At 69.4% G+C, this 23,070-nt stretch carries 22 protein-coding genes and 3 pseudogenes; 15 read left to right on the top strand and 10 right to left on the bottom strand.

What is annotated here, in order from left to right; translation table 11 throughout:
* The first annotated feature begins 44 nt into the window (after nt 1–44).
* Genes dnaK through OG747_RS20540 form a run of 4 tightly spaced genes read left to right on the top strand, consistent with a single transcriptional unit; the run spans nt 45 to nt 4,232 of the window.
* Entirely contained in the window at nt 45–1,895 is a 1,851-nt protein-coding gene (gene dnaK, locus OG747_RS20555) for a molecular chaperone DnaK (protein WP_405880791.1), read from the top strand.
* Nucleotides 1,892–2,560, top strand: a complete 669-nt coding sequence (grpE, locus tag OG747_RS20550; RefSeq protein ID WP_405880790.1) for a nucleotide exchange factor GrpE — start codon at nt 1,892–1,894, stop codon at nt 2,558–2,560. Before dnaK ends, grpE begins: the two co-directional genes overlap by 4 nt.
* Before the next feature lie 33 nt (nt 2,561–2,593).
* The gene (dnaJ, locus tag OG747_RS20545; protein WP_405880789.1) at nt 2,594–3,778 is read left to right on the top strand and encodes a molecular chaperone DnaJ; all 1,185 of its coding nucleotides are present in this window, start codon (nt 2,594–2,596) and stop codon (nt 3,776–3,778) included.
* 4 nt (nt 3,779–3,782) lie between these two features.
* Nucleotides 3,783–4,232 (top strand): heat shock protein transcriptional repressor HspR, encoded by a 450-nt coding sequence (locus tag OG747_RS20540; RefSeq protein WP_405880788.1) that lies wholly within the window; start codon nt 3,783–3,785, stop codon nt 4,230–4,232.
* A gap of 147 nt (nt 4,233–4,379) precedes the next feature.
* Here OG747_RS20540 and OG747_RS20535 read toward each other — a convergent pair.
* Nucleotides 4,380–4,678: pseudogene (locus OG747_RS20535) on the bottom strand (cellulose 1,4-beta-cellobiosidase); the annotation flags it as partial.
* 377 nt (nt 4,679–5,055) lie between these two features.
* Here OG747_RS20535 and OG747_RS20530 point away from each other — a divergent pair.
* A complete protein-coding gene (locus OG747_RS20530) occupies nt 5,056–6,183 on the top strand; it encodes a sugar ABC transporter substrate-binding protein (RefSeq protein ID WP_405880787.1) in 1,128 nt (375 codons plus the stop codon).
* A gap of 70 nt (nt 6,184–6,253) precedes the next feature.
* Here the strand turns inward: OG747_RS20530 and OG747_RS20525 are convergent, their stop codons facing one another.
* Nucleotides 6,254–6,823, bottom strand: a complete 570-nt coding sequence (locus OG747_RS20525; protein WP_405880786.1) for a hypothetical protein — start codon at nt 6,821–6,823, stop codon at nt 6,254–6,256.
* A 142-nt stretch (nt 6,824–6,965) separates the two neighbouring features.
* Between OG747_RS20525 and OG747_RS20520 the strand changes: the two genes are divergently transcribed.
* Nucleotides 6,966–7,481, top strand: a complete 516-nt coding sequence (locus OG747_RS20520) for a hypothetical protein (protein WP_405880785.1) — start codon at nt 6,966–6,968, stop codon at nt 7,479–7,481.
* Here the strand turns inward: OG747_RS20520 and OG747_RS20515 are convergent.
* Both OG747_RS20515 and OG747_RS20510 read right to left on the bottom strand, forming a co-directional pair.
* On the bottom strand, nt 7,456–7,644 hold the full coding sequence (locus tag OG747_RS20515; protein WP_405880784.1) for a DUF397 domain-containing protein: 189 nt from the start codon (nt 7,642–7,644) through the stop codon (nt 7,456–7,458). The two genes, OG747_RS20520 and OG747_RS20515, sit on opposite strands and share 26 nt — an antisense overlap.
* Before the next feature lie 2 nt (nt 7,645–7,646).
* Complete coding sequence (locus OG747_RS20510) at nt 7,647–8,537, bottom strand: helix-turn-helix domain-containing protein (protein ID WP_405880783.1); 891 nt, start codon at nt 8,535–8,537, stop codon at nt 7,647–7,649.
* A gap of 246 nt (nt 8,538–8,783) precedes the next feature.
* Between OG747_RS20510 and OG747_RS20505 the strand changes: the two genes are divergently transcribed.
* Both OG747_RS20505 and OG747_RS20500 read left to right on the top strand, forming a co-directional pair.
* Nucleotides 8,784–9,260 (top strand): ATP-binding protein, encoded by a 477-nt coding sequence (locus OG747_RS20505; RefSeq protein WP_405880782.1) that lies wholly within the window; start codon nt 8,784–8,786, stop codon nt 9,258–9,260.
* A gap of 527 nt (nt 9,261–9,787) precedes the next feature.
* Nucleotides 9,788–10,555 carry a class I SAM-dependent methyltransferase gene (locus OG747_RS20500; protein ID WP_405880781.1) on the top strand — a complete coding sequence of 256 codons (768 nt, stop codon included), beginning with the start codon at nt 9,788–9,790 and terminating at the stop codon, nt 10,553–10,555.
* Between the two features lie 75 nt (nt 10,556–10,630).
* Here the strand turns inward: OG747_RS20500 and OG747_RS20495 are convergent.
* Nucleotides 10,631–10,774: pseudogene (locus OG747_RS20495) on the bottom strand (transglutaminase family protein); the annotation flags it as partial.
* 278 nt (nt 10,775–11,052) lie between these two features.
* Between OG747_RS20495 and OG747_RS20490 the strand changes: the two are divergent.
* Entirely contained in the window at nt 11,053–12,087 is a 1,035-nt protein-coding gene (locus OG747_RS20490) for a LuxR C-terminal-related transcriptional regulator (RefSeq protein WP_405880780.1), read from the top strand.
* 146 nt (nt 12,088–12,233) lie between these two features.
* Here OG747_RS20490 and OG747_RS20485 read toward each other — a convergent pair whose 3' ends face one another.
* Complete coding sequence (locus tag OG747_RS20485; RefSeq protein WP_405880779.1) at nt 12,234–13,187, bottom strand: helix-turn-helix transcriptional regulator; 954 nt, start codon at nt 13,185–13,187, stop codon at nt 12,234–12,236.
* 351 nt (nt 13,188–13,538) lie between these two features.
* On the opposite strand from OG747_RS20485, the gene OG747_RS20480 reads away from it, so the two are divergent.
* Complete coding sequence (locus OG747_RS20480; RefSeq protein ID WP_405880778.1) at nt 13,539–13,874, top strand: hypothetical protein; 336 nt, start codon at nt 13,539–13,541, stop codon at nt 13,872–13,874.
* A 193-nt stretch (nt 13,875–14,067) separates the two neighbouring features.
* On the opposite strand, the gene OG747_RS20475 is transcribed toward OG747_RS20480, so the two are convergent.
* On the bottom strand, nt 14,068–14,481 hold the full coding sequence (locus OG747_RS20475) for a pyridoxamine 5'-phosphate oxidase family protein (RefSeq protein ID WP_405880777.1): 414 nt from the start codon (nt 14,479–14,481) through the stop codon (nt 14,068–14,070).
* 143 nt (nt 14,482–14,624) lie between these two features.
* On the opposite strand from OG747_RS20475, the gene clpB reads away from it, so the two are divergent.
* From clpB to OG747_RS20455, 4 genes are all read left to right on the top strand, one after another.
* Nucleotides 14,625–17,222: an ATP-dependent chaperone ClpB gene (gene clpB / locus OG747_RS20470; protein WP_405880776.1), complete on the top strand. Its 2,598-nt coding sequence runs from the start codon at nt 14,625–14,627 to the stop codon at nt 17,220–17,222.
* Between the two features lie 24 nt (nt 17,223–17,246).
* Nucleotides 17,247–17,471: a hypothetical protein gene (locus tag OG747_RS20465; RefSeq protein WP_405880775.1), complete on the top strand. Its 225-nt coding sequence runs from the start codon at nt 17,247–17,249 to the stop codon at nt 17,469–17,471.
* Nucleotides 17,468–17,788: a type II toxin-antitoxin system PemK/MazF family toxin gene (locus OG747_RS20460; RefSeq protein ID WP_405880774.1), complete on the top strand. Its 321-nt coding sequence runs from the start codon at nt 17,468–17,470 to the stop codon at nt 17,786–17,788. The genes OG747_RS20465 and OG747_RS20460 overlap by 4 nt, the downstream gene beginning before the upstream one ends.
* Nucleotides 17,789–17,857: 69 nt before the next feature.
* Nucleotides 17,858–18,388, top strand: coding sequence for a YbjN domain-containing protein (locus tag OG747_RS20455; RefSeq protein ID WP_405880773.1), 531 nt, complete (start codon nt 17,858–17,860; stop codon nt 18,386–18,388).
* Between the two features lie 55 nt (nt 18,389–18,443).
* Here OG747_RS20455 and OG747_RS20450 read toward each other — a convergent pair whose 3' ends face one another.
* The 3 genes and pseudogenes from OG747_RS20450 to OG747_RS20440 all read right to left on the bottom strand — a co-directional run bounded on the left by OG747_RS20450 (nt 18,444) and on the right by OG747_RS20440 (nt 20,934).
* Nucleotides 18,444–19,646: a hypothetical protein gene (locus OG747_RS20450; protein WP_405880772.1), complete on the bottom strand. Its 1,203-nt coding sequence runs from the start codon at nt 19,644–19,646 to the stop codon at nt 18,444–18,446.
* Between the two features lie 122 nt (nt 19,647–19,768).
* Nucleotides 19,769–19,870, bottom strand: a pseudogene (locus OG747_RS20445) (aminotransferase); the annotation flags it as partial.
* Nucleotides 19,871–19,914: 44 nt separating this feature from the next.
* Entirely contained in the window at nt 19,915–20,934 is a 1,020-nt protein-coding gene (locus tag OG747_RS20440) for a thaumatin family protein (protein WP_405880770.1), read from the bottom strand.
* A gap of 190 nt (nt 20,935–21,124) precedes the next feature.
* On the opposite strand from OG747_RS20440, the gene OG747_RS20435 reads away from it, so the two are divergent.
* Nucleotides 21,125–23,044 (top strand): sigma-70 family RNA polymerase sigma factor, encoded by a 1,920-nt coding sequence (locus tag OG747_RS20435; RefSeq protein ID WP_405880769.1) that lies wholly within the window; start codon nt 21,125–21,127, stop codon nt 23,042–23,044.
* Nucleotides 23,045–23,070: the final 26 nt, after the last annotated feature.

Raw genomic sequence — 23,070 nt, 5'->3', positions numbered from 1 at the left:
ACACTTGAGTCCGTTCCACTCAAGTCATTGCTGGAGGAATTGAAATGGCACGTGCGGTCGGCATCGACCTGGGCACGACTAACTCCGTCGTCAGCGTTCTGGAGGGCGGCGAGCCCACCGTCATCACCAACGCCGAGGGCGCCAGGACCACGCCGTCCGTCGTCGCCTTCGCCAAGAATGGCGAGGTGCTCGTCGGCGAGGTCGCCAAGCGCCAGGCGGTCACGAACGTGGACCGGACGATCCGGTCCGTCAAGCGTCACATGGGCACGGACTGGAAGATCGAGCTCGACGGGAAGAACTTCAACCCGCAGCAGATGAGCGCTTTCATCCTGCAGAAGCTGAAGCGCGACGCCGAGGCCTACCTGGGTGAGAAGGTCACGGACGCGGTCATCACCGTCCCGGCGTACTTCAACGACTCGGAGCGCCAGGCGACGAAGGAGGCCGGCGAGATCGCGGGCCTGAACGTCCTGCGCATCGTCAACGAGCCCACGGCCGCCGCCCTCGCGTACGGCCTGGACAAGGACGACCAGACGATCCTCGTCTTCGACCTCGGTGGCGGCACCTTCGACGTGTCCCTCCTGGAGATCGGCGACGGCGTCGTCGAGGTGAAGGCCACCAACGGCGACAACCACCTCGGTGGTGACGACTGGGACCAGCGCGTCGTCGACTACCTGGTGCAGCAGTTCAAGGCCGGTCACGGTGTGGACCTCGCCAAGGACAAGATGGCCCTCCAGCGCCTCCGTGAGGCCGCCGAGAAGGCCAAGATCGAGCTGTCCTCCTCCACCGAGACCTCGATCAACCTGCCGTACATCACGGCCTCCGCCGAGGGCCCGCTGCACCTGGACGAGAAGCTCACCCGCGCCCAGTTCCAGCAGCTGACCGCGGACCTGCTGGAGCGCTGCAAGACGCCGTTCCACAACGTCATCAAGGACGCGGGCATCAACCTCTCCGAGATCGACCACGTCGTTCTCGTCGGTGGTTCCACCCGTATGCCCGCCGTCGCCGAGCTCGTCAAGGAGCTGACCGGTGGCAAGGACGCCAACAAGGGTGTGAACCCGGACGAGGTCGTCGCGATCGGCGCCTCGCTCCAGGCCGGTGTCCTCAAGGGCGAGGTCAAGGATGTGCTTCTCCTTGACGTGACGCCGCTGTCCCTCGGTATCGAGACCAAGGGCGGCATCATGACCAAGCTCATCGAGCGGAACACGACGATCCCGACCAAGCGGTCCGAGATCTTCACCACCGCCGAGGACAACCAGCCCTCCGTGCAGATCCAGGTCTACCAGGGCGAGCGCGAGATCGCGGCGTACAACAAGAAGCTCGGTATGTTCGAGCTGACCGGTCTGCCGCCGGCGCCGCGTGGTGTCCCGCAGATCGAGGTCTCCTTCGACATCGACGCCAACGGCATCATGCACGTCACGGCCAAGGACCTCGGCACGGGCAAGGAGCAGAAGATGACCGTCACCGGCGGCTCCTCGCTGCCGAAGGACGAGGTCGACCGGATGCGCCAGGAGGCCGAGCAGTACGCGGACGAGGACCACCGTCGCCGCGAGGCCGCCGAGACCCGCAACCAGGGCGAGCAGCTCGTCTACCAGACGGAGAAGTTCCTCAAGGACAACGAGGACAAGGTCCCGGGTGACGTCAAGACCGAGGTCGAGGCGTCCGTCGAGGAGCTGAAGGCCGCGCTCAAGGGTGAGGACACCGCCGAGATCCGTACGGCCACCGAGAAGGTCGCCGCCGTCTCGCAGAAGGTCGGCCAGGCCATGTACGCCGACGCCCAGGCCGCGCAGGCCGCGGGCGGCGAGGCCCCCGGTGCCGACGCGGGCGCCAGGTCCGCTGACGACGACGTCGTCGACGCCGAGATCGTCGACGAGGACCGTAAGGACGGTGCCGCGTGACGGAGGAGACCCCGGGCTTCGAGGAGAAGCCTGACGTCCCCTCCGGCGCCACCCCTGACGACGCCGAGCCGCAGGCCGCCACCCCCTCCACGGAGGAGGCGGCGGCCCCGGCCGGGGACGCATCAGCAGCAGCACAGACGGTCGGTCTGACGGCCCAGCTGGACCAGGTCCGTACGGCGCTCGGTGAGCGCACGATGGACCTTCAGCGGCTCCAGGCCGAGTACCAGAACTACCGCCGCCGGGTCGAGCGCGACCGGGTCGCGGTCCGGGAGATCGCGATCGCGAACCTCCTGACCGAGCTCCTGCCCGTGCTCGACAACATCGCTCGCGCGCGGGATCACGGCGAACTCGTCGGCGGCTTCAAGTCGGTGGCCGAGTCGCTGGAGACCGTCGCGGCGAAGATGGGCCTGCAGCACTTCGGCAAGGAGGGCGAGCCCTTCGACCCGATGATCCACGAGGCCCTGATGCACTCGTACGCGCCGGACGTCACGGAGACGACGTGCGTGGCGATTCTGCAGCCGGGGTATCGCATCGGCGAGCGCACCATCCGCCCCGCGCGGGTGGCGGTCGCCGAACCCCAGCCGGGCGCGCAGACCGTCAAGTCCGACGACGTGACGGCTGAGGCGGCCGAGGACAAGGAGAGCGGTGGCCCGGACGAGGGCTGACGTTGACGCGATGAGGAAGGAGGGACGTCGAGGATGAGCACCAAGGACTTCATCGAGAAGGACTTCTACAAGGTTCTCGGCGTCCCCAAGGACGCCACCGAGGCCGAGATCAAGAAGGCGTACCGGAAGCTCGCCCGCGAGTTCCACCCGGACGCCAACAAGGGCAACGCCAAGGCCGAGGAGCGCTTCAAGGAGATCTCCGAGGCGAACGACGTCCTCGGTGACCCCAAGAAGCGCAAGGAGTACGACGAGGCGCGCGCCCTCTTCGGCAACGGCGGCTTCCGCCCGGGTCCCGGCGCGGGCGGCGGCAACTTCAACTTCGACCTGGGCGACCTCTTCGGAGGCGGCGCCCAGAGCGGAGCGGGCGGGGCCGGCGGCTTCGGCGGCGGTATCGGAGACGTCTTCGGCGGCCTGTTCAACCGCGGCGGCGCGGGCACCGGCACCCGGACCCAGCCCCGGCGCGGCCAGGACATCGACACCGAGGTGACGCTTAGCTTCACCGAGGCGGTGGACGGCGCGACGGTCCCGCTGCGGATGACCTCCCAGGCGCCCTGCAAGGCCTGTTCGGGCACCGGCGACGCGAACGGCACACCGCGCGTGTGCCCGACGTGCGTCGGCACCGGCCAGGTCGCGCGCGGCTCCGGCGGCGGCTTCTCGCTCACCGACCCCTGCCCTGACTGCAAGGGCCGCGGCCTGATCGCGGAGAACCCCTGCGAGATCTGCCACGGCAGCGGCCGCGCCAAGTCCTCGCGCACGATGCAGGTCCGCATCCCGGCGGGGGTGAGCGACAGCCAGCGCATCCGCCTCCGGGGCAAGGGCGCACCCGGCGAACGGGGCGGCCCGGCAGGCGACCTGTACGTCACGGTCCACGTGGACGCCCACCCGGTCTTCGGCCGCAAGGGCGACAACCTCACCGTCACCGTGCCCGTCACCTTCACGGAGGCGGCACTCGGCGGCGAGGTGCGTGTACCGACCCTGGGCGGCCCCCCGGTCACCCTGAAACTGCCCCCGGGCACGCCCAACGGCCGTACGATGCGGGCCCGCGGCAAGGGCGCCGTCCGCAAGGACGGTACGCGCGGCGACCTCCTCGTCACCGTCGAGGTCACGGTCCCCAGGGACGTGTCGGGCAAGGCGCGTGACGCCCTGGAGGCGTATCGCGAGGCAACCGCGGACGAGGACCCGCGTGCGGAGCTGTTCCAGGCCGCGAAGGGAGCATGAGCAGATGGACGGCCGTCGTCGGAACCCCTATGAGCTGACCGAGGAGACCCCGGTCTACGTCATCTCGGTGGCGGCCCAGCTCTCCGGCCTGCACCCGCAGACCCTGCGTCAGTACGACCGCCTCGGCCTGGTCTCCCCCGACCGCACGGCCGGGCGCGGCCGGCGCTACTCGGCCCGCGACATCGAACTGCTGCGCACCGTCCAGCAGTTGTCGCAGGACGAGGGCATCAACCTGGCCGGCATCAAGCGCATCATCGAACTGGAGAACCAGGTCGCCGCGCTCCAGTCCCGCGTCGCGGAAATGGAATCGGCCCTGGACGGCGCCGCTGCCGCCATGCAGCAGCGCGAGGCCGCGGTGCATGCCTCGTACCGCCGCGACCTGGTCCCGTACCAGGAGGTCCAGCAGACGAGCGCGCTGGTGGTGTGGCGGCCGAAGCGGCCGCCCGAGCAGTAGGCGGACGCGACACGCCTGAGGGGCCCGCACGCTGACGGACTGTCGGCGCGCGGGCCCCTTCGCTGTCCTCTGTCCTTCGGGCCACCGCCGCGCGAACGTGCGGTCGCGTCGTCGAAGCGCCGCTCCTCGCGGTGGACCCGGAACTCGGTAGACGCGAATGCCGTCCTGGGTGGCGGCGGACAGGGCGAAGGGACCCCCCGACCCGAAGTCCCGGGTGACGGTCCGACGGACTCCGAAGTTGTCCTTCGGGAGGCCCGAGGCGGGGGCGCCGGAGCCCCAGTTCTCGTCGACCGTCGCGTCGCAGTCCGTTTTCTTCGGTGTGCCGGAGAAGGTGGTGTTTGCGAAGAACTGCCGTTTATAGGCAGGTAGGCAGGGGAGGTGCAGGACGTCGCGGCCGAGGCCGGTGCGGCGCCGGCGGTGAGCAGACCGCCCGTGACGGCGGTCATCAAGGCCGCGGTGAAGGGCGCGGTGAACGGCGCGCCGAAGGTGGGGCCGGCTGTGCCGAAGGCCGTGATGCGTGCTGCTCCGCCGCGTCGACCTGCTCTCATGCCTCCCCTGCCCAGGGTTTCTGGTGTGCTGGCCGCCTTCAAGGCTCCTGGGCGGCGGTGGGGGTCGTGCGGCCCTGAGGAGCGAGTGCCCCAAGTCAATCAGAGGGGTTCCGTGGAAGTGGAAGCGCACCCCCTTCCCATCGTGTTCACTTGGGGAACACAGAATGCTGTTGCCATCTCGTTAAGTGGTTACTCCTTGACGCTGAGGTGATCGCCGCGTTGGCTTTCAGCCACCTGGGTCGCAAAGCAGCTACCTCGCCCGGAAGGCACCTGATGTGAACACTCGTAACACCCGGCTTCGTCGTACCGCCATAGCCCTGGCCTCCTCCGCGATGACCGTCTCCCTCGCCGCCTGCGGTGTCGTGAGCGGAATCGGCGGCGGCAGCACCAAGGCGAGCCCGACCAAGGGTGACGACATCACGGTTGGACTGCTCCTCCCGGAGACGGCCAACACCCGTTACGAGAAGTTCGACTACCCGATCATCAAGGATCAGGTCGCCAAACTGACCAACAACAAGGGCAAGGTCGACTATGCCAACGCGGGCGCGAGCGCGTCCAAGCAGAGCCAGCAGCTCCAGCAGATGGTGAACGACAAGGTCGACGTGATCCTCGTGGACGCGGTGGATGCCAAGGCCATCGCGAGCGGCGTGAAGAAGGCCAAGGACGCGGGCATCCCCGTCATCGCCTACGACCGCCTGGCGCAGGGCCCGATCGACGCGTACATCTCCTTCGACAACGAGCTCGTCGGCCAGGTGCAGGGCAAGGCCCTCCTGGCGGCGCTGGGCACCAGCGCCGCCTCGAAGAAGATCGTCATGATGAACGGCTCGGTCACCGACCCGAACGCGGCGCAGTTCAAGGCGGGTGCCCTGGGCGAGCTCAACGGCAAGGTCGTCATCGCCAAGTCGTACGACACCACGGACTGGGACCCGGTCGTCGCCAAGGCCAACATGGTGAAGGCCATCAGCTCCATCGGCCTCAGCAACATCGCCGGCGTCTACTCCGCCAACGACGGCATCGCGGGCGCCGTCATCGACGCCCTGAAGACCATGGGCGTCAGCACGGTGCCGCCGGTCACCGGCCAGGACGCCGAGCTGGACGCGGTGCAGCGGATCATCCAGGGCGAGCAGTACATGAGCGTCTACAAGTCGTACCCGCAGGAGGCCTCCGCCGCCGCCGAGATGGCGGTCGCGAAGGTGCAGGGCCGTGGCATCGAGTTCGACGCGCTCACCCGGGACAAGGTCGACAGCCCCACGAACGGGAAGATCGCGGCCCAGCTCGTGCCCGTGGTCGCCCTCACCAAGGACAACGTCAAGGCGACGGTGATCCAGGACGGCATCTACACCGTCAAGCAGATCTGCACGACCAAGTACAAGGCGAACTGCACGGCGATCGGCCTCAAGTAGCCGTGTCCGTCCTCTGACGAACGCGCGGGAGCCTCGGTCAGGTGCTCCCGCGCGTTCGTCGGATCAGGAGTCAGCGCCCCATCGACTGCCAGCCGGTCAGCGCCAGAGCCGTGCACGACGTGGCGGCGGCGAGGGAGGGCAGGGGCCGGCGGGTGCGTTCCAGGGCGTCGAGGCGGGACTCGTGCTCGTCGAGGGTCTTGTCGGTCTGGTCCGAGGCCCGCATCCGCGACCTGATGCCGCACCGGCCGCGCTTACGGCGGTTACGGGAGGGCGAGGACGACCGGGACACGCCGCCGGGCGGCGAACCGGGCTGGAGCGCGGACAGCAGGACGAAGAGAGAGACGGTCGGGTACGCGGCGGTCGCCGCCGTGACGGGCAGGCCCAGCAACGCGTACGCCAGGAAAGAGAGCGTGCGTACGGCGGGGCCCTTGCGCGCGGTCATCCGCTCCGGGGCATACGGGGCGTAGGTCATCTCGATCCGGTCCGGATCAGTCGCCATGAGTCGGCCACTTCCGCTGAACGTCCGCTCCCCGCCCGCCGCATCGGTGAACGAGTACGTCTTGGTGAGCACCTCGCCGACGTAGTCACTGTCCTTGTAGACGGCGAGGACGGTGATGCCGCGGTGTGGCGCAGCAGCCACCGGCCCACCGTGGCTTGGCACACGGCGTACGCCACCGCGCACCCGACAAGGCAGCTGTACGTGCGTTCGACAGTCCCGACTCTCAAGTCCCGGGTGAACCATTCCGGGCCCGCCCGTGTCTCAGAGGGAGACCGTTCTTGTCGTGCTGGAGGCACCCGTGGCCATGATCGGCCTGTTCTGGATCACCAAGGAGAGCGTGTACGTGGGCGCCGAGCCCGAGGGGTACGGGCGCGGTGTGCGGCTCACTCCCGAGGGGCTGGAGGCCGTGGGCGCGGGGCAGAAGGGGTTCTGGGCCTGGGCGGACGTGCGTGCGGTCACCGTGCATGACGCCCAGGTGCGCTCCAGCACCCGGTGGCTGGTGAACAGCGTGATGGACACCGTCCTCGACGTGGCGACGGGCGGCGGTGAGGCGCCGCCCGCGTTCGAACTCCACGTCCGGACCGACGAGGAGAAGGCCGAGCTGACGGTGTACACCGCCGCCGTCGGAGGGTACGTCCAGTCCGAGTACGAGCTGTCGCTGGCGCTGCTGGACCGGTTCGTGGACGGTACGGCGGATGTGGCACGGCTGTTGGAGTGGGGGAGCGTCGAGGGCGACGGCGTGACGCCCTGGCGGGCAGCCCGCGAGGCGTTGCTCAGCAGCTGGGCCGCGGCCGCCTGAGGTGCCGGAGGAGTGCGGCGAGGCGGTCGGGGGTGGTGGCGAGTACGGTGCCGGGTTCGTCGCTCTCGCGGAGGCGGATGGTTCCGTCGGGGGCGGTGGCTACGAACACGCAGTTCGCTTGGTCTTCGCTGAACGACGACTTCTGCCAGGCGAGTTCGGACATGTTCAAGCCTCCTGAAGGCTGTAGAGCAGGTGCTGGAGCAGGGCCAGGGAGTCGCGGGACTCATGTGTGGACGCAGGTACGGCCGGGTCCAGGAGCGGTAGAGCCGCAGTGCGAAGGCGGTCGAAGCGGGTCCGGTACTTCAGGACGGCTTCGCCTTCGTGGACGTAGAGCGTCGCGGCCGGATTTTCGACGAGGACCGTTTCCAGAGCTGACCCGTGGGAGTCGGCGAGCAGGAACGGGGTGCTGAAGGCGGACAGCCCTTCGGCAGTGAACGGCAACACCTGGATCGTGACGTGCGGCAGTTCCGCCATGCGGATCAGATGCAGAAGCTGCCTGCGCATGACGGTCACGCCGCCGAACCGCACGTGCAGGGCGGCCTCGTGGATCACCGCGTGCAGGGACGGGGGCTCCGCCTGTCTGAGGATCTGTTGCCGCTCCATGCGGAACTGGACGGCCCTCTCCAGGTCGTTGTGCGGCCGCTCGCTGGAGCGGAAGATGGACCGGGTGTACTCGGGTGTCTGCAGGATTCCCGGGATGAAGAGGGACTCGTACGAGAAGAGCGAGTCGGCAGCCGCTTCGAGCTCCGCGAGATCCAGGATGGGCTGGCTGAACGTGCGGCGGTACTCGGTCCACCAGCCTTTGCCGCTGTCCTCCCCCATCGCCACCAGGGCCTCGACCAAAGGTTCCCGTGTGCACCCGTAGGCGTGAGAGAGAGCGCGCAGTTTGTCCGCCGGAATCCCGGTGCGGCCGGCCTCGACGTGGCCCAGGTGTGCCCGGCCCATGCCGATGAACGCCCCACCCTCCGTCACGGAGTGGCCCGCCTGCTCGCGCATCTTCCGCAACTCTGCGCCGAGACGCCGTTGCCGTTCGGTGGTACTGCTGCGCAGTGCCAACGCGCTTCCCTTTCTCGCTGGTTGGCGCCAGTCTGCCCCGCCTGGGCTGTGAGAACCACCCAATCCGACGAACGGGTTGCACGCGGTAACCCTTATTCCCTACCGTGAGTGTGGCGCCGATAACGCTCCGGAACCGTACCGGAGTCGTCCAACTCCCCTGCCCACAAGCGAAAGCGCACCCGGACCGGCAGCCGGCCGGACCCGGACAATGCCATCGCGGGCGTACGACAGGAGCTGATCCCACCCATGGAAGCTGCCCGCAGGGCGCCCCACCGCCCCGCCCAACTCGCCTACGACTACAGCCTCTTCGCCCCCGCCGACGCCACCGCCCCCAAGGTCTGCCGGGACTTCGTACGCGCCGTACTCCTCACCCTCGACCGCGAACCCCTCGTCCTGCCCGCCACCCTCTGCACCTCGGAACTCGTCACCAACGTCCACCTGCACACCAAGGGCACCGCGATGCTCCGCGTCCAGCTCACCCCGGCCCGCCTGCGGGTCAGCGTGTACGACGAGAGCCACGACCCGCCGGTCACCCCCGAGACACGTGCCACCGCCTGCAGGGGCCGAGGCCTCGCCCTGGTCGCCGAGGTCGCCGACCTGTGGGGCGTGGCCGCCGACCGGGCGGGGCGGTTCGCGAAGGGGGTGTGGTTCGAACTGGGCGGGCCTGATCGTCTGCCACCCGTACGGGCGCTGGGCCTTTCCTCGTCACCTGTCAGGCCCTAACGTGCAGGAGGGAACTGGTGGCGAGGAACCCCAAGAGTAGTGGGCGCCGCCCCGCCTTCGAGTCGGACCTGAGGCGGGTGCCGGGGAAGAGGGAAGCCCGTCGGCGGCTGCTCGTCGTGTGCGGTGCGGATGTGACCGAGCGGCTTGGTCGCACATGTCGCCAATCCGGCCGTGACGGTGAGGATTACGGGATCTTCGAAGTTGAGCGATGCGCGGGGAGCGCAGGCGCCCGAGTGGTGAGGCACGCGGATGTGACACTCGGCGCTGAAGTGTCACATCCGCGTGGGCGAAGGTAGTGCGGGCAGGCGCCGACAGATGGCCGCACCGTTCAACTTCGAAGACCCGGATGACGACGAAGTGGTGCTCACCCTCACAGCTGAACGTGCGGGTCGGGGAGCCGTTCCCGGCCAACCGACGGTCGCTCGGCGACACGCTCACCGCCGTGCCGACGGGCGCGGCTCCTCTGGCGGCTTGGCCACGCGAAATGACCGACCACTGACGGCGTAGATCGTGTCAGGATGCTCGGCATGTCTGGTCGCGCACTGAGCTTCGGAGTGATGGCGGAAGCATACGAACGCTTCCGGCCGGGGTATTCCGCAGAGCTTTTCGACAGGGTGATGGCGTACGCGGGTCAGCCGGTCCGGACTGCCCTCGAGATCGGCGCTGGGACAGGCAAGGCAACCCGCCTGTTCGCTCAGCGGGGGGTCAGCGTCACCGCGACTGAGCCTGACGGGGCCATGCTCGCCGAGCTGCGCAGACATGTGCCGGCAAGTGTCAGGACGGTGCAAGCCGCGTTCGAGGACTTACGACCGGGTGAGAGGTACGGGCTGGTTTATGCGGCAGCGGCGCTGCATTGGACGAACCCGGAGGGTCGGTGGTCACGCATGGCCGCGCTGCTGGAGCCGGGTGGCGTGTTCGCCTCGTGCGGCGGGCCGATCCGGCCGGCTGACCCGGCCGTGGAGGAAACTGTTCGCTCGGCGCGGGCACCGTTCCTGGAGAGCGACGAGGTTCCCTCCCCGGACGGGACACCTCCGGATCATGACATGCAATGGCCGGGTACGGAGCTCCAACGGTCGGAGTGGTTCACCGGTGTTCAGCAATCGGTGATCGAACGGCGCTTGACGATGAGTGCTCGCGACTATGTTGGCCATCTCTCGACCGTCTCGGCTTATCTCGTACTGCCGACCTTGGAGCGAGAGCAGGTATTTGGCCAGATCATGCAGGTCCTGCCTGAGACGGTCGAGATTGCCGCCGACCTCACCGTCCATCTCGCGCGTCGCTGCTACGAGCCGTAGTACTTCGGCGCCCCGTACGCGATCTACGGACCCCGGGGGCTCAGCGCCTGAACCCCCGGGGTACCGAATGCGCCCTCACGCCACCCGCGTGAACTCCACCGTCACGTCCGGCGGGCCGCCGGCCCCCCGATAGATCCCCTTGTGCGGGGTCACGTCGTCGTAGACGCGGCCTCGGCCGACCACGACGTGGGACTCGTCGGCCCGGGTGCTGTTGGTGGGGGAGCCACGGTCGAACGGGGATGTTCGGCCGGGGTCGTGCCAGGACGCCGTGTCGCCCTGGGGAGGCGCCTCCACGATGCACCGGCGGGTGCGGCACCACCACGTCATGTTGTTGCAGAGCGCCGTGCGGAGGCGGGGAAGTTTCTGGATGTATAAGGGCGAGAGGGTGCGTGCGGAGGGCGAAGCTGTGTTGCGATGGCGGTCGGGGCCGCGCATAGTTGCGCTGCGGAAGACGCGGAGGCGTCGCATCGCAAGGATGCTGGAGCCAGGGGTGGGAGATGGCCGGGCACAGGACGGACAGGCATCCGCACGGCGCTGACCGACTGTGCGAGGTGGGGGACCGGGTGTACTCCCGGGCCGTGCGGCGCGGGCGGGTGCCGCGCGCGGACGCGGAAGCGGTGCCCTGCCTGCTCGAACTGGCGCTGCTGCACCCGGACCCCGACGACATGGGCTGGCTGGTGCCCACCTCGCCGCAGGAGGTCATGACGCGGCTGCTGCGGGGCGTGTACGAGGAAGTCAGCGCGAGCCAGGCGCGGGTGGGCGAAGCGGTGGCGGCGTTCGAGTGGTACGCCGGGCTCGGCGGGCGCGTACAGGCGCCGACCGAGGGCGTGGCGATCCGCGTCCTGGACGGGCTGCCGCGGATCCAGGCCGCGATGGACGAGGCGACCGAGGCGTGCAGAAACGATGTGATGACGGTGCAGCCGGGCGGCATCCGGCGCGAGGACGAACTGGCGGAGGGGCTGCACCGGGCGCTGGAGATGCGCCGGCGGGGGGTACGGATGCGCTCCCTCTACACGCACGTGGCGCGGCACGGCCAGGGCCTGCACAACTACATGGAGCTGATGGGCGACGCGGCCGAGGCCCGTACCCTCGACGAGGTCGTGGAGCGGCTCATCGTCTTCGACCGCAAGGTGGCGTTCATCCCGGCGAACGCCGACCGCACGATCGCGCTGGAACTGCGGCACCCGGCGCTGGTCGACTATCTGGTGACGGTCTTCGAGCGGCTGTGGCGGCTGGCGCTCCCGCTCGCCGCGCCGCTCCCGGACACCGGCATCGACGGGATCACCCATCGCGAACGGTCCATCGCGGCGCTGCTCGCGGAGGGCCACCAGGACGCGGTGGTCGCGGAGCGGCTGGGCATCAGCGTGCGTACCTGCCGGGCGCACATCGCGCGCCTCTCGGAAACCCTGGGCGCGGCGAGCCGTACGCAGTTGGGGGTGCGGATCGCGCAGGCGGGGCTGGACGGGCCGCCGCGCGCCGCGGAACTGCTGCCGTTCAGTGCTCCGGGTTCAGAATCCCCGACCTGCCGATGAGATGGCCGAGCTGGGCCGGTCGACGAGGCAGGGGGCCTCGTCGGCGTCCGCGCCGCGTGAGCGCCCGTCGCGCAGGGCCTGTTCGTACGGTTTCACTCCCGCTGCGCGCACCTCTTCCACACCGTGGGCCGGGTGCGGCGGCATGGTCACTCCGCTGCTCCCTCCTGCTTGAGGATTCCTGATTCCGCTATGAGATAGCCGAGTTGGGCGCGGCTGCCGCTGCCGAGCGCGGTGGCCAGCTTGGCTATGTGGGCGCGGCAGGTGCGCACGTTCATGCCCAGGCGGCGGGCGATGGCCTCGTCGACGTGGCCCTCCACGAGGAGTTTGGCGATGGAGTGCTGGATGTTGGTGATGCCGCCCAGGGCGGGTTCGTAGGGGGCGCCGGCGCTGAGCGGGACGGCGCGGTCCCACATGAACTCGAAGACCTTGATCAGGTAGCGGACGAGGCCCGGTTGGCGAAGCTCCAGGGCCACCTGCTGGTCGTCGCGGGTGGGGATGAAGGCGACGGTCTCGTCGCAGACGATGAGACGCTCCACCAGCTCGTCGATGGTGCGGTATTCGACCTTGCCGTCCGAGAGCTGGGCCACGTAGGCCAACTTCTCGGGGCTGTGCCGGGCCGTGTGCTGGTAGAGGGTCCGGATGCGCACGCCACGCTCGATCAGGGGCCGGTCGCGCTCCAGGCCGAGAAGCAGGCTGCGTTCGGAGCCACGGTCGCTCGGCTGGATGGTGAGCATCTCGGTCTGGCACTGGGCCGTGGCCAGGTTGAGTGCCGCGTTGATCCGGTCCCCGCCCTCCAGCACCGTGATGGAGTGCGCGGGTGTCGCTTCTTGTGCGCTCAGAGCCATGAACGGCTCAAAAGCATCGCTCAGTTCGATCGACAGCCGTCTACGGTCGGCGATCTCGCGCTCTAGGGGGTTGAGTCGCTGCGCCAGGGCGACGAACGGGGGCACCGGACGGAGCCAGCTCGCGTCGTCGGGATCGGGATGAAGGAGCGCGAGTTCCATCAAACAGGGGGCGGGTGTCACGTCCGCGCGTGCGATTCGTCCGGTGCGCAGGGCGTTCGCGTAGAGACGGCCACCTGACTCGCACAGCTCGGTCACCCCGTGGGGATGTGTCGCGTTAGTCCGATTTATTGCCAAAACTCCACCCCCCAGGGTCCTGAACGTGCAGGAACATGATGCATCGATTATGTGGCCACCACGTGCCCGAATGAGCCATCGTCTAACTCGACGGGGGAAGACGGGACTTTCAAGTGAGGACGAAGCCGATTATGCGTAACAAAATGCTTCGCTCGGTGCTTGTCGCCGCCTTCTCCGCCATGGTGGCATTCGGAGCTTTGGGCGGCTTCTCAGGCACGAAGAGTGACGTCCGGGCGGACAGCCACTGGCCGGCGGCAGCAGCGGACATCAAGACGACGGTGACTACGGCGGACGACGGCTCCGGGAGCTGACGTGACGACACCCCCCGACGACCGATCCTTCCGCCGAGAAATGGCCACTGCGTACCGCTCCGGCTGGCACTTCATCGACCTGGCGACCGCCATCCCCCACAGGGGTGACTCGCTGATGGTGACCGTGTTCGGAGAGCCGGTCGTCGTCACCCGGGACGAGGACGAGGACGTACGGGCGTATCGGTGTCTGCGGCGCCCGCGCGGCGCGCCGCAGCCCGTGCGATGTGCCATTCGGTACGGAATGATCTTTGTGAACCTCGACCAGCGTGACCACCAGCTGGCCGAGCCGGAAACCCCGGACGTAAGGACTATCTCAGCCACCCCCCGCAGTGCCTGACGCGATTCCCCCGTCGCAGTAGATCGCGCAGGTACTTCCCCCCGCAGCGGCGTCACCGTGACCTGAACACGGTGACGCCGCTGCAGTTTTGGGCGAAACATCCTGGTATTCACCGGGAACGGCTTCACCGGGAACGGCTTCACCGGGAACGGCTTCACCGGGAACGGCTTCACCGGGAACGGCTTCTCCGGGATCAGCCGCGCCCCATCGCCGAGGTCAGCGCGATCTCGATCGCCACCCGGTCGGGGTTCGGCGAGGGCGCCCTCCCGTACCGCTCCGCGTACCGCCGCTCCGCCTCCGCGACACGCCCGGGGTCCGTGGAGATCCTCGCGCGCCCCTCCAGCGTCGCCCACCGGCGCCCGTCCACCTGGCAGACCGAGACGCGCGCCCCCTGCGCCCCCGCGGCCAGCACGTGCCCCACCTTCGCACTGGACTTGTTGGTGATCACCCGAGCCAGACCCGCCTCGGGGTCGTATGTAACCCCGACGGGCACGACGTGCGGGCTGCCGTCCGCCCGGAGGGTGGTGAGGGTGCACAGATGGCGTTCCTGCCAGAAGGTGAGGTAAGCGGGGTCGGGATCGCGCGGGTCCACCGGGTAGGCGCTCATGGTCTGAAATGTATCCCCACCGGTGTACGCCATGGCCTCCCAGGTTCCCCTTGAGTGGAATAGACTCAACTTTGTGTACGTTAGGTGAGTCAGTCCGTACAGCAGGGTCGTACGGAGGGTCGTACGAGGAGGAGAACGCGAACGTGGACGCCGAGCTGACCAACAGGAGCCGGGACGCGATCAACGCGGCCACCAACCGGGCCGTGTCCGAGGGGCACCCGGACCTCACCCCTGCCCACTTGCTGCTCGCGCTGCTGGGGGGTCAGGACAACGAGAACATCACCGACCTGCTGGCCGCGGTCGACGCCGACCAGGCCGCCGTACGCGCCGGGACCGAGCGCGTTCTGGCCGGTCTGCCCAGCGTGACCGGGTCCACCGTCGCGCCCCCGCAGCCCAACCGCGAGCTGCTCGCCGTCATCGCCGAGGCGGCCGAGCGGGCGAAGGAGCTCGGGGACGAGTTCCTGTCCACCGAGCACCTGCTCATCGGCATCGCCGCGAAGGGCGGCCAGAGCGGCGACGTACTCTCCCAGCAGGGCGCCAGTGCCAAGAAGCTGCTGGAGGCGTTCCAGAAGAGCAGGGGAGGGCGCCGGGTGACGACCCCGGATCCCGAGGGCCAGTACAAGGCGCTCGAAAAGTTCGGTACGGACTTCACCGCCGCCGCGCGCGACGGCAAGCTCGACCCCGTCATCGGCCGGGACCAGGAAATCCGCCGGGTCGTGCAGGTGCTGTCCCGGCGCACCAAGAACAACCCCGTCCTCATCGGTGAGCCCGGCGTCGGCAAGACCGCCGTCGTGGAGGGGCTCGCCCAGCGGATCGTGAAGGGCGACGTGCCCGAGTCCCTCAAGGACAAGCGGCTGGTCGCGCTCGACCTCGGCGCCATGGTGGCCGGGGCGAAGTACCGGGGCGAGTTCGAGGAGCGGCTGAAGACCGTCCTCGCGGAGATCAAGGGCTCCGACGGACAGATCATCACCTTCATCGACGAGCTGCACACCGTCGTGGGCGCGGGCGCCGGCGGCGACTCCGCCATGGACGCCGGCAACATGCTCAAGCCCATGCTCGCCCGCGGTGAGCTGCGCATGGTCGGTGCGACGACGCTCGACGAGTACCGCGAGCGGATCGAGAAGGACCCGGCGCTGGAGCGCCGCTTCCAGCAGGTGCTGGTCGCCGAGCCGTCCGTCGAGGACACCATCGCCATCCTGCGCGGACTCAAGGGCCGCTACGAGGCCCACCACAAGGTCGTGATCGCGGACAGCGCGCTGGTCGCCGCGGCCACCCTCTCCGACCGGTACATCACCTCCCGCTTCCTGCCCGACAAGGCCATCGACCTCGTCGACGAGGCGGCCTCCCGGCTGCGCATGGAGATCGACTCGTCCCCGGTCGAGATCGACGAACTCCAGCGTGCCGTGGACCGCCTCAAGATGGAGGAGCTCGCGCTCAGCAAGGAGACCGACCCCGCGTCCCGGGAGCGCCTGGAGAAGCTGCGCCGCGACCTCGCCGACAAGGAGGAGGAGCTGCGTGGCCTCACCGCCCGCTGGGAGAAGGAGAAGCAGTCCCTCAACCGCGTCGGTGAGCTGAAGGAGAAGCTCGACGAGCTGCGCGGCCAGGCCGAACGCGCCCAGCGCGACGGCGACTTCGACACCGCCTCCAAGCTGCTCTACGGCGAGATCCCCACCCTGGAACGGGACTTGGAGGAGGCCTCCGAGGCGGAGGAGGAAGTCGCCAAGGACACCATGGTGAAGGACGAGGTCGGCCCCGACGACATCGCGGACGTGGTCGGCTCCTGGACCGGCATTCCGGCCGGCCGGCTCCTGGAGGGCGAGACCCAGAAACTCCTGCGGATGGAGGAGGAGTTGGGCCGCCGCCTGATCGGCCAGCGCGAGGCCGTACAGGCCGTGTCCGACGCAGTGCGCCGTACGCGTGCCGGAATCGCCGACCCGGACCGGCCCACCGGCTCCTTCCTCTTCCTCGGCCCCACCGGCGTCGGCAAGACCGAACTCGCCAAGGCCCTCGCCGACTTCCTCTTCGACGACGAGCGGGCCATGGTCCGCATCGACATGAGCGAGTACGGCGAGAAGCACACCGTCGCCCGGCTGGTCGGCGCCCCGCCCGGGTACATCGGCTACGAGGAGGGCGGCCAGCTCACGGAGGCCGTGCGCCGGCGCCCGTACAGCGTCGTCCTGCTCGACGAGGTCGAGAAGGCACACCCCGAGGTCTTCGACATCCTGCTCCAGGTGCTGGACGACGGACGGCTGACGGACGGCCAGGGGCGGACGGTCGACTTCCGCAACACCATCCTGATCCTCACCTCCAACCTGGGCAGCCAGTTCCTGGTCGAGCCGCTGACCTCCGAGGAGGAGAAGAAGCAGCAGGTCCTGGAGGTCGTACGGGCCTCCTTCAAGCCGGAGTTCCTCAACCGGCTCGACGACATGGTGGTCTTCTCCGCCCTGAACAAGGAGGAGCTGGAGCGCATCGCGGGGCTCCAGATCGGCCGCCTCGCGGGGCGCCTCGCCGAGCGCCGGCTCACCCTGGAGGTCACCGACGCGGCCCTGGCCTGGCTCGCGAACGAGGGCAACGATCCGGCGTACGGGGCCCGGCCGCTGCGCCGCCTCGTCCAGACCGCGATCGGCGACCGGCTGGCCAAGGAGATCCTGGCGGGCGAGGTCAAGGACGGCGACACGGTCCGGGTGGACGCCTTCGGGGACGGGTTGATCGTGGGCCCGGCCACAGAGAAGACGCTGTAATACGTTTTGCAATACGCTGTCTCCATGGGAACTCTGAACGTCCGCACGGACGACGCCATGGAGACAGCCATAAGGACACTGGCGGAGGAGTTCGGCTCCCGGACCGAGGCCGTGCGCTATGCGCTCCTGCGCACGTACAAGGAGCGACTGATCGAGCAGGCCAAGGCGGATGCCGAACGCCTGGCCGCCGACCCGGACGACCAGGCGGAGATGCTCGCGATCCAACGGTTCATGGGGGTCGCCGAGTGATCTTCCGGGGGGCGATTTACGAGATCAAGGTCCTGCCCGGGGCGCAGGGACAGGAACAGCAGGGCCAGCGCTACGCGGTCGTCGTCCAGTCCGACCGCTTCTCGACGAGCACGATCACGGTCGCGCTCACCTCGACGAGCGCGGGCCCTGCCGTGTACCGCCCCCAGATGGAGCTCGACGGCAAGACCACCCGCATCCTGACCGACCAGATCCACTCGGTCGCGCCGACACGGCTCGGAGACTTCAAGGGCACGCTCGACGTGGACGAGCTCGGGGCTCTCGACCAGGCGCTCCTGCTCAAGCTCGGACTGTTCTGACCTTCCGGGTTGCCACTCCCCGCCCCGCATGAGGGAGGATGGCAGCATCCGTACGAAGGGAAATACACGGTGAGCATCGACCCGTCCTCGATTCCGAACTTCGGGGGCCAGCCCGAGCCGCAGCCCGGCGGCCCGGCGGGCCCCGTCGTCCCGGATCAGGACCTCGTGAAGCAGCTCCTGGACCAGATGGAGCTGAAGTACGTCGTCGACGACGAGGGTGACCTCGCGGCGCCGTGGGAGGAGTTCCGTACGTACTTCATGTTCCGCGGCGAGGGTGACCAGCAGGTCTTCTCGGTGCGGACGTTCTACGACCGACCGCACCAGATCGACGAGAAGCCGACGCTGCTGGAGTCCATCGACGACTGGAACCGCCGCACGCTGTGGCCCAAGGTCTACAGCCACACGCACGACGACGGTACCGTCCGCCTGATCGGCGAGGCGCAGATGCTGATCGGCACCGGTGTCGCCCTTGAGCACTTCGTGTCGTCGACGGTCAGCTGGGTGCGGGCCGCCATCGAGTTCGACAAGTGGCTCGTCGAGCAGCTCGGCCTGGAGCAGGAAGTCAACGAGGCGGACAAGCCCGAGGACGACGAGGAGTAGCCCTCCCATAGGCAGTCAGGCAGGCAGTCAGGCAGTTAGCCAGGCATTCAGGTTTTTACAGCGGCGTGTGCGCGATGACCACCAGGTACGCGCCGTAGGCGAACGAGAGCCCGGCCAGGGCGCCGACCACCAGGGCGGCGTGCCAGGGCCGGGCTCTTGCCGTGCGTACCAGCGCCCGGGCGAGCGGCAGCAGCAGCGGGAACGCGGGCAGCAGGAAGCGCGGCTTGCACTCGAAGAACCCGGAGCCGCCGAGCGCGATCAGCAGCAGGACCCCGCTGTGCACGAGCAGCGGCAGCGGGGCACGGTCCGCGATCAGCATCCCGTACAGCAGCACGGCCGCCGCCACGATCACCATCGTCATGGGGAAGACGAAACGGCCCCCGTGCATCAGCAGATGCTGGATCAAGCGCAGCGAGCCCGCGCCGAAGTCGAAGCGCGAGCCCCACAGCCGCTGCACCTCGAAGTAGCCGCCGAGCGGGTCGCCCTCGCGCCGGCCCACCCACAGCACATAGGCGGCCCAGCCGAGCGGGGCGAGCACGGCGCCCGTCCACAGCCTGTGGGGAACTTTTCGGCCGCGCCGCTTCGCCACCTCGTACGCCGCCGAGGCCAGCACCGCCGCGGCCACCGCGAGCCCGTTCGGCCGCGACAGGCCCGCGAGCGCGGCCAGCGCGCCCGCCCACAGCCAGCGCCCGGTGAGCACCGCGTACAGCGACCAGGCGGCGAAGGCGGTGAGCACGGGCTCGGTGTACGCCAGGGACAGCACGATCGAGTGCGGGAGCAGCCCCCAGAGCAGGACCAGCACGGTGGCGACGGCGCGGCCGTGCAGCAGGGCGCCGCACTTGTAGATCCCGCAGGCGGCGGCCGCGGTGGCGGTCCAGGCGACCAGCAGGCCCGCCGCGCCCCAGCTCAGCGGGGTCAGCGCGGTGGCGGCGCGGATCAGCCCCGGGTACAGCGGGAAGAACGCCAGGTCGCTGTGGACGATGGTGGGCTTGAAGACCTGGGTGCGCCCGTAGCCGTGCGCCGCGATCCCCAGGTACCAGATCGAGTCCCAGGACCGCCCGAGCAGGGCGAGGGGGCGTTTGCCGTCCGCCCAGGCGGTTCCGGCGAGCACGAGGACGCCGACGAGCCGGGCCACCGCGAACAGCGCCAGCGCGTGCGCGACAGGGGGCAGGCCGCGCCCGGGGCGCGCCGGGCGGGCGCGGCCCCCGTCACCGGACTTCGGGGCGGCGGGGGCCGGAAGGGTACTGGCGTGGGTCACATCCGAACTGTGCGTGCCTTATGGGGTATTTGCTAGCTTTACACGCCTGGGTGAGTACGGTTTCCCCCACTTCGGCGCGCCGTTCCCACCGGCCGTGGCCCCCGTGCTACCAGGCCCCCGCGCTACCAGGCCTCCTTGAGCCGCTTTGCCGCCTCTTCCAGCACTTCGGTCCGCTTGCAGAACGCGAATCGTACGAAGGGGGCGCCGGCCTCCCGGTGGTCGTAGACTCCCTTGCCCGCTTCTGCCGACGGATCTCTGGCGCAGGACACTAGGTGCCGTTCGTCGTGCCGAAGGTCACCCGGTAGTAGCAGGCTCCCTTGCAGGGCATCGTCGCCCCGTCGTCGAAGGCGTAGGAGTAGGCGTAGGACTCGGCGCGCTTGAAGACCTGGGTGTAGTCGACCGGCCACTTGGACGGCACGCAGTTGTCGCGGCCCGCCCAGGCGCCGCGGCAGCAGTACGTGTCGCCGCCGAACGCCGCGCACGGCGGTTTGCAGCCGATCTCCTGGCCGCCGGAGAGGGCCTGCATGGCCTTGGGGCAGTTGACCTCCGTGGTGCAGGTGCCCTTGTAGCAGCCCGTGGAGCTGACCGGGTCGGTGGTCGTGGTGTGGGAGATGTTGATCCACATGGGCAGGTTGGAGCCGTCGACCATGCTGACGTCGTAGAAGTCCATGCCGGCGTACGCGTCGAAGGTGAACTCGCCGAGGGTGGTAGGCGGGTTGCCGCCGTTGCAGACGCTGGTGCAGTCGCCGGTCGCGCAGTAGCCCGCGGCCGTGCCGGTGCATCCGGTACGGCCCCAGATACGGCCGCCCCAGTTGTTCGCCACGGTCAGCGAGAGGCTCTGGCCGGGGGCGAGCTTGCGGCCCGCCGGGTAGACGGAGGTGTTGGTGACGATGGCCCAGACCGTCTTCTGGGTCTTGTTGACGACGGTGATCAGGCGTTTGCCCGCGGGTGCGGTGGCGGGCTGCTGGGTCTGGACCGGCTTGTCCGTCGCGGTGGTCGTCGGCTTCGGGGTGTTTTTCGGCGACGCCTTGGGCTCGGCCGAGGCGGAGGGCGAGGCGCTGTGGCTCGATGAGGACGACGGGGAGGGCGCCGAGGTGGCCGGTGTGCCGGACGGGAGGGCCGCGGCCGTCTGACGGTCCACCGTGCCGGCGGCGCCGGTTCCGGACGACGGTGTCCACATGCCGTAGGTGATCAGTACGGTGACGGCCGTCGCGAGGGCGGCCGTGCCGGCGTACCACCAGCGGCGTCGCGGTGGTCTCGCGCCGTGTCTCCTGCGTCCTCGTGCCATCCTTGTGCCTTCCTCGGGCTGTGCCAGATGTGTGCCTGCCTTTCGGTGACCTGGTCGACGAGGGCCGTACAACATAAATTGCGGAGCCGAACAGGTTTCGACGTCGGCCCGCCGGTTTTTCTGTTGTCCTCGTGTGCGTCGGGGGGTCTCCGTTCCGACAGCCCGACCCTGCACGGAGGAACAGACCCATATGCCCAAGATCCACCGGAGTGGACCCGGCCCCGGCGTGGTGACGGCCGCGCGCGCGGGTGACAGACCGGCCCTGGAGCACCTGGTGACCCAGTGCCTGCCGCTGGTCTACAACATCGTCGGCCGGGCCCTGAACGGTCACGCCGATGTCGACGACGTCGTACAGGAGACGCTGTTGCGCATGGTGCGGGGGCTGCCGAAGCTGCGGGATCCGTCGGCGTTCCGGTCGTGGCTGGTCGCGATCACGATCCGGCAGGTACGGAACCGGGAGCAGTCGCGGGCCACGGACCGGGACCGCAGGGCGCATCTGGACGACGCGGAGGCGATCACCGATCCCGCCCTGGACTTCGCCGGGCTGACCATCCTGCGGCTGGGTCTGACCGAGCAGCGCCGTGAGGTCGCCGAGGCGACGCGCTGGCTCGACCCGGACGACCAGGAGCTGCTGTCCCTGTGGTGGCTGGAGGAGACCGGCGAGCTGGAGCGCGCCGAGCTCGCCGGTGCGCTGGGGCTGTCCGACCGGCATGCCGCGGTGCGGGTGCAGCGGATGAAGAAGCAGATGGAGGTCTCGCGGTGTGTGGTGCGGGGACTGGGGGCCGACCCGCGCTGTGCGGAGCTGGACGGGATCGCCTTGCCGTGGGACGGCACGCCGAGTCCCTTGTGGCGTAAGCGGTTCGGCCGTCACGTACGTGGCTGTGGGGTGTGCGAGGGCCTGGAGCAGGGGCTGCTGCCGATGGACCGGCTGCTGAGCGGCCTTCCGCTGGTGGCCGTGCCGGCCAGTCTCGATCCGGCGCGGGTGCTCGCCATGGCCGCCGGGGGTTCCGGTACGGCAACCGGGGGTTCCGGCTCGGCAACCGGGGGTTCCGGCTCGGGTGGTGCTCGTCGCCGGCGGCACGGGCGTACCGGCAGGCGGGTGGTGAGCAAGCAGGTGGTCGTGGGTGGCTCGGCGGCGGTCGCGATCGTCGCGGCGGCCGCGCTGGTCGCCGCCCGGCTGACGGCGGGCCCGGCCGCCCCGGTCGCGGAGACGGCCGCGCCGCCGACGCCGGTGGCGATCACGTCCGCCGGCCCGAGTCCCAGTCCCAGTTCCAGCCCGAGCCGTACGCAGTCGCCTTCCCCTTCGGCGTCCCCGAAGCGGACGGTGAAGCCGAGTCCCTCGAAGCACACGGCGGCCCCCGTGCAGGTCGCCTCCGGTGCCAAGAAGGGCGTCGGCGTGTGGACGTTCGGCGGGGTGAGCCAGGCGCTCGCCGCGAGCGGGGCGAGCTGGTACTACACCTGGAACACCCAGCACCAGGGCGTGACGACCCCGGGGTCGGCCTCCTTCGTGCCGATGATCTGGGGGGCCTCGTCCGTGACCGACGCGTCGCTGACGCAGGCGCGCGCGGAGGGGCCGTACCTTCTGGGGTTCAACGAGCCCGACATGGCGCAGCAGTCGAACATGACCGTCGAGCAGGCGCTGGGGCTGTGGCCCAGGCTGATGGCGACGGGCAAGGTGCTGGGCAGCCCGGCGGTGGCGTACGGCGCGGACACGGCCGGCGGCTGGCTGGACCGGTTCATGTCCGGGGCGAAGGCGAAGGGGTACCGGGTCGACTTCATCACGCTGCACTGGTACGGCGGCGACTTCCGCACCCCGCAGGCCGTGCAGCAGCTGACGTCGTACCTGTCCTCGGTCTACGAGCGGTACCACAAGCCGATCTGGCTCACCGAGTACGCGCTGATCGACTTCTCCCAGGGGACCCGTTTCCCGTCCGCGCAGCAGCAGGCGGACTTCGTCACCGCGTCCACCAAGGCGCTGGACGCGCTGCCGTACGTTCAGCGCTATGCGTGGTTCGGGCTGGGCGCGGACCCGGCGAAGCCGAGCAGTGGGCTCTTCACGAACGGTACGACGGCCACGGCGGCGGGCCGGGCCTTCCAGGCCGCGCGCTGAGCGGAGGGGGGCTGGGGCCGGTGCGG

It is taken from the genome of Streptomyces sp. NBC_01384 (assembly GCF_045040035.1).
Lineage (GTDB): Bacteria > Actinomycetota > Actinomycetes > Streptomycetales > Streptomycetaceae > Streptomyces.
The sequence above is the reverse complement of the archived record's forward strand: the minus strand, read 5'-3'. Positions and strand labels throughout refer to the sequence as shown.

What these genes read in the sequence shown, in the direction of transcription:
- OG747_RS20505 (WP_405880782.1), top strand. Translation starts at nt 8,784, where the DNA reads ATGGAAGCTGCCCGCAGGGCGCCCCACCGCCCCGCCCAACTCGCCTAC.
- OG747_RS20465 (WP_405880775.1), top strand. Translation starts at nt 17,247, where the DNA reads ATGGGAACTCTGAACGTCCGCACGGACGACGCCATGGAGACAGCCATA.
- OG747_RS20515 (WP_405880784.1), bottom strand. Translation starts at nt 7,644, where the DNA reads ATGTCCGAACTCGCCTGGCAGAAGTCGTCGTTCAGCGAAGACCAAGCG.
- OG747_RS20435 (WP_405880769.1), top strand. Translation starts at nt 21,125, where the DNA reads ATGCCCAAGATCCACCGGAGTGGACCCGGCCCCGGCGTGGTGACGGCC.
- OG747_RS20475 (WP_405880777.1), bottom strand. Translation starts at nt 14,481, where the DNA reads ATGAGCGCCTACCCGGTGGACCCGCGCGATCCCGACCCCGCTTACCTC.
- OG747_RS20440 (WP_405880770.1), bottom strand. Translation starts at nt 20,934, where the DNA reads ATGGCACGAGGACGCAGGAGACACGGCGCGAGACCACCGCGACGCCGC.
- OG747_RS20540 (WP_405880788.1), top strand. Translation starts at nt 3,783, where the DNA reads ATGGACGGCCGTCGTCGGAACCCCTATGAGCTGACCGAGGAGACCCCG.
- dnaJ (WP_405880789.1), top strand. Translation starts at nt 2,594, where the DNA reads ATGAGCACCAAGGACTTCATCGAGAAGGACTTCTACAAGGTTCTCGGC.
- OG747_RS20500 (WP_405880781.1), top strand. Translation starts at nt 9,788, where the DNA reads ATGTCTGGTCGCGCACTGAGCTTCGGAGTGATGGCGGAAGCATACGAA.
- dnaK (WP_405880791.1), top strand. Translation starts at nt 45, where the DNA reads ATGGCACGTGCGGTCGGCATCGACCTGGGCACGACTAACTCCGTCGTC.
- OG747_RS20490 (WP_405880780.1), top strand. Translation starts at nt 11,053, where the DNA reads ATGGCCGGGCACAGGACGGACAGGCATCCGCACGGCGCTGACCGACTG.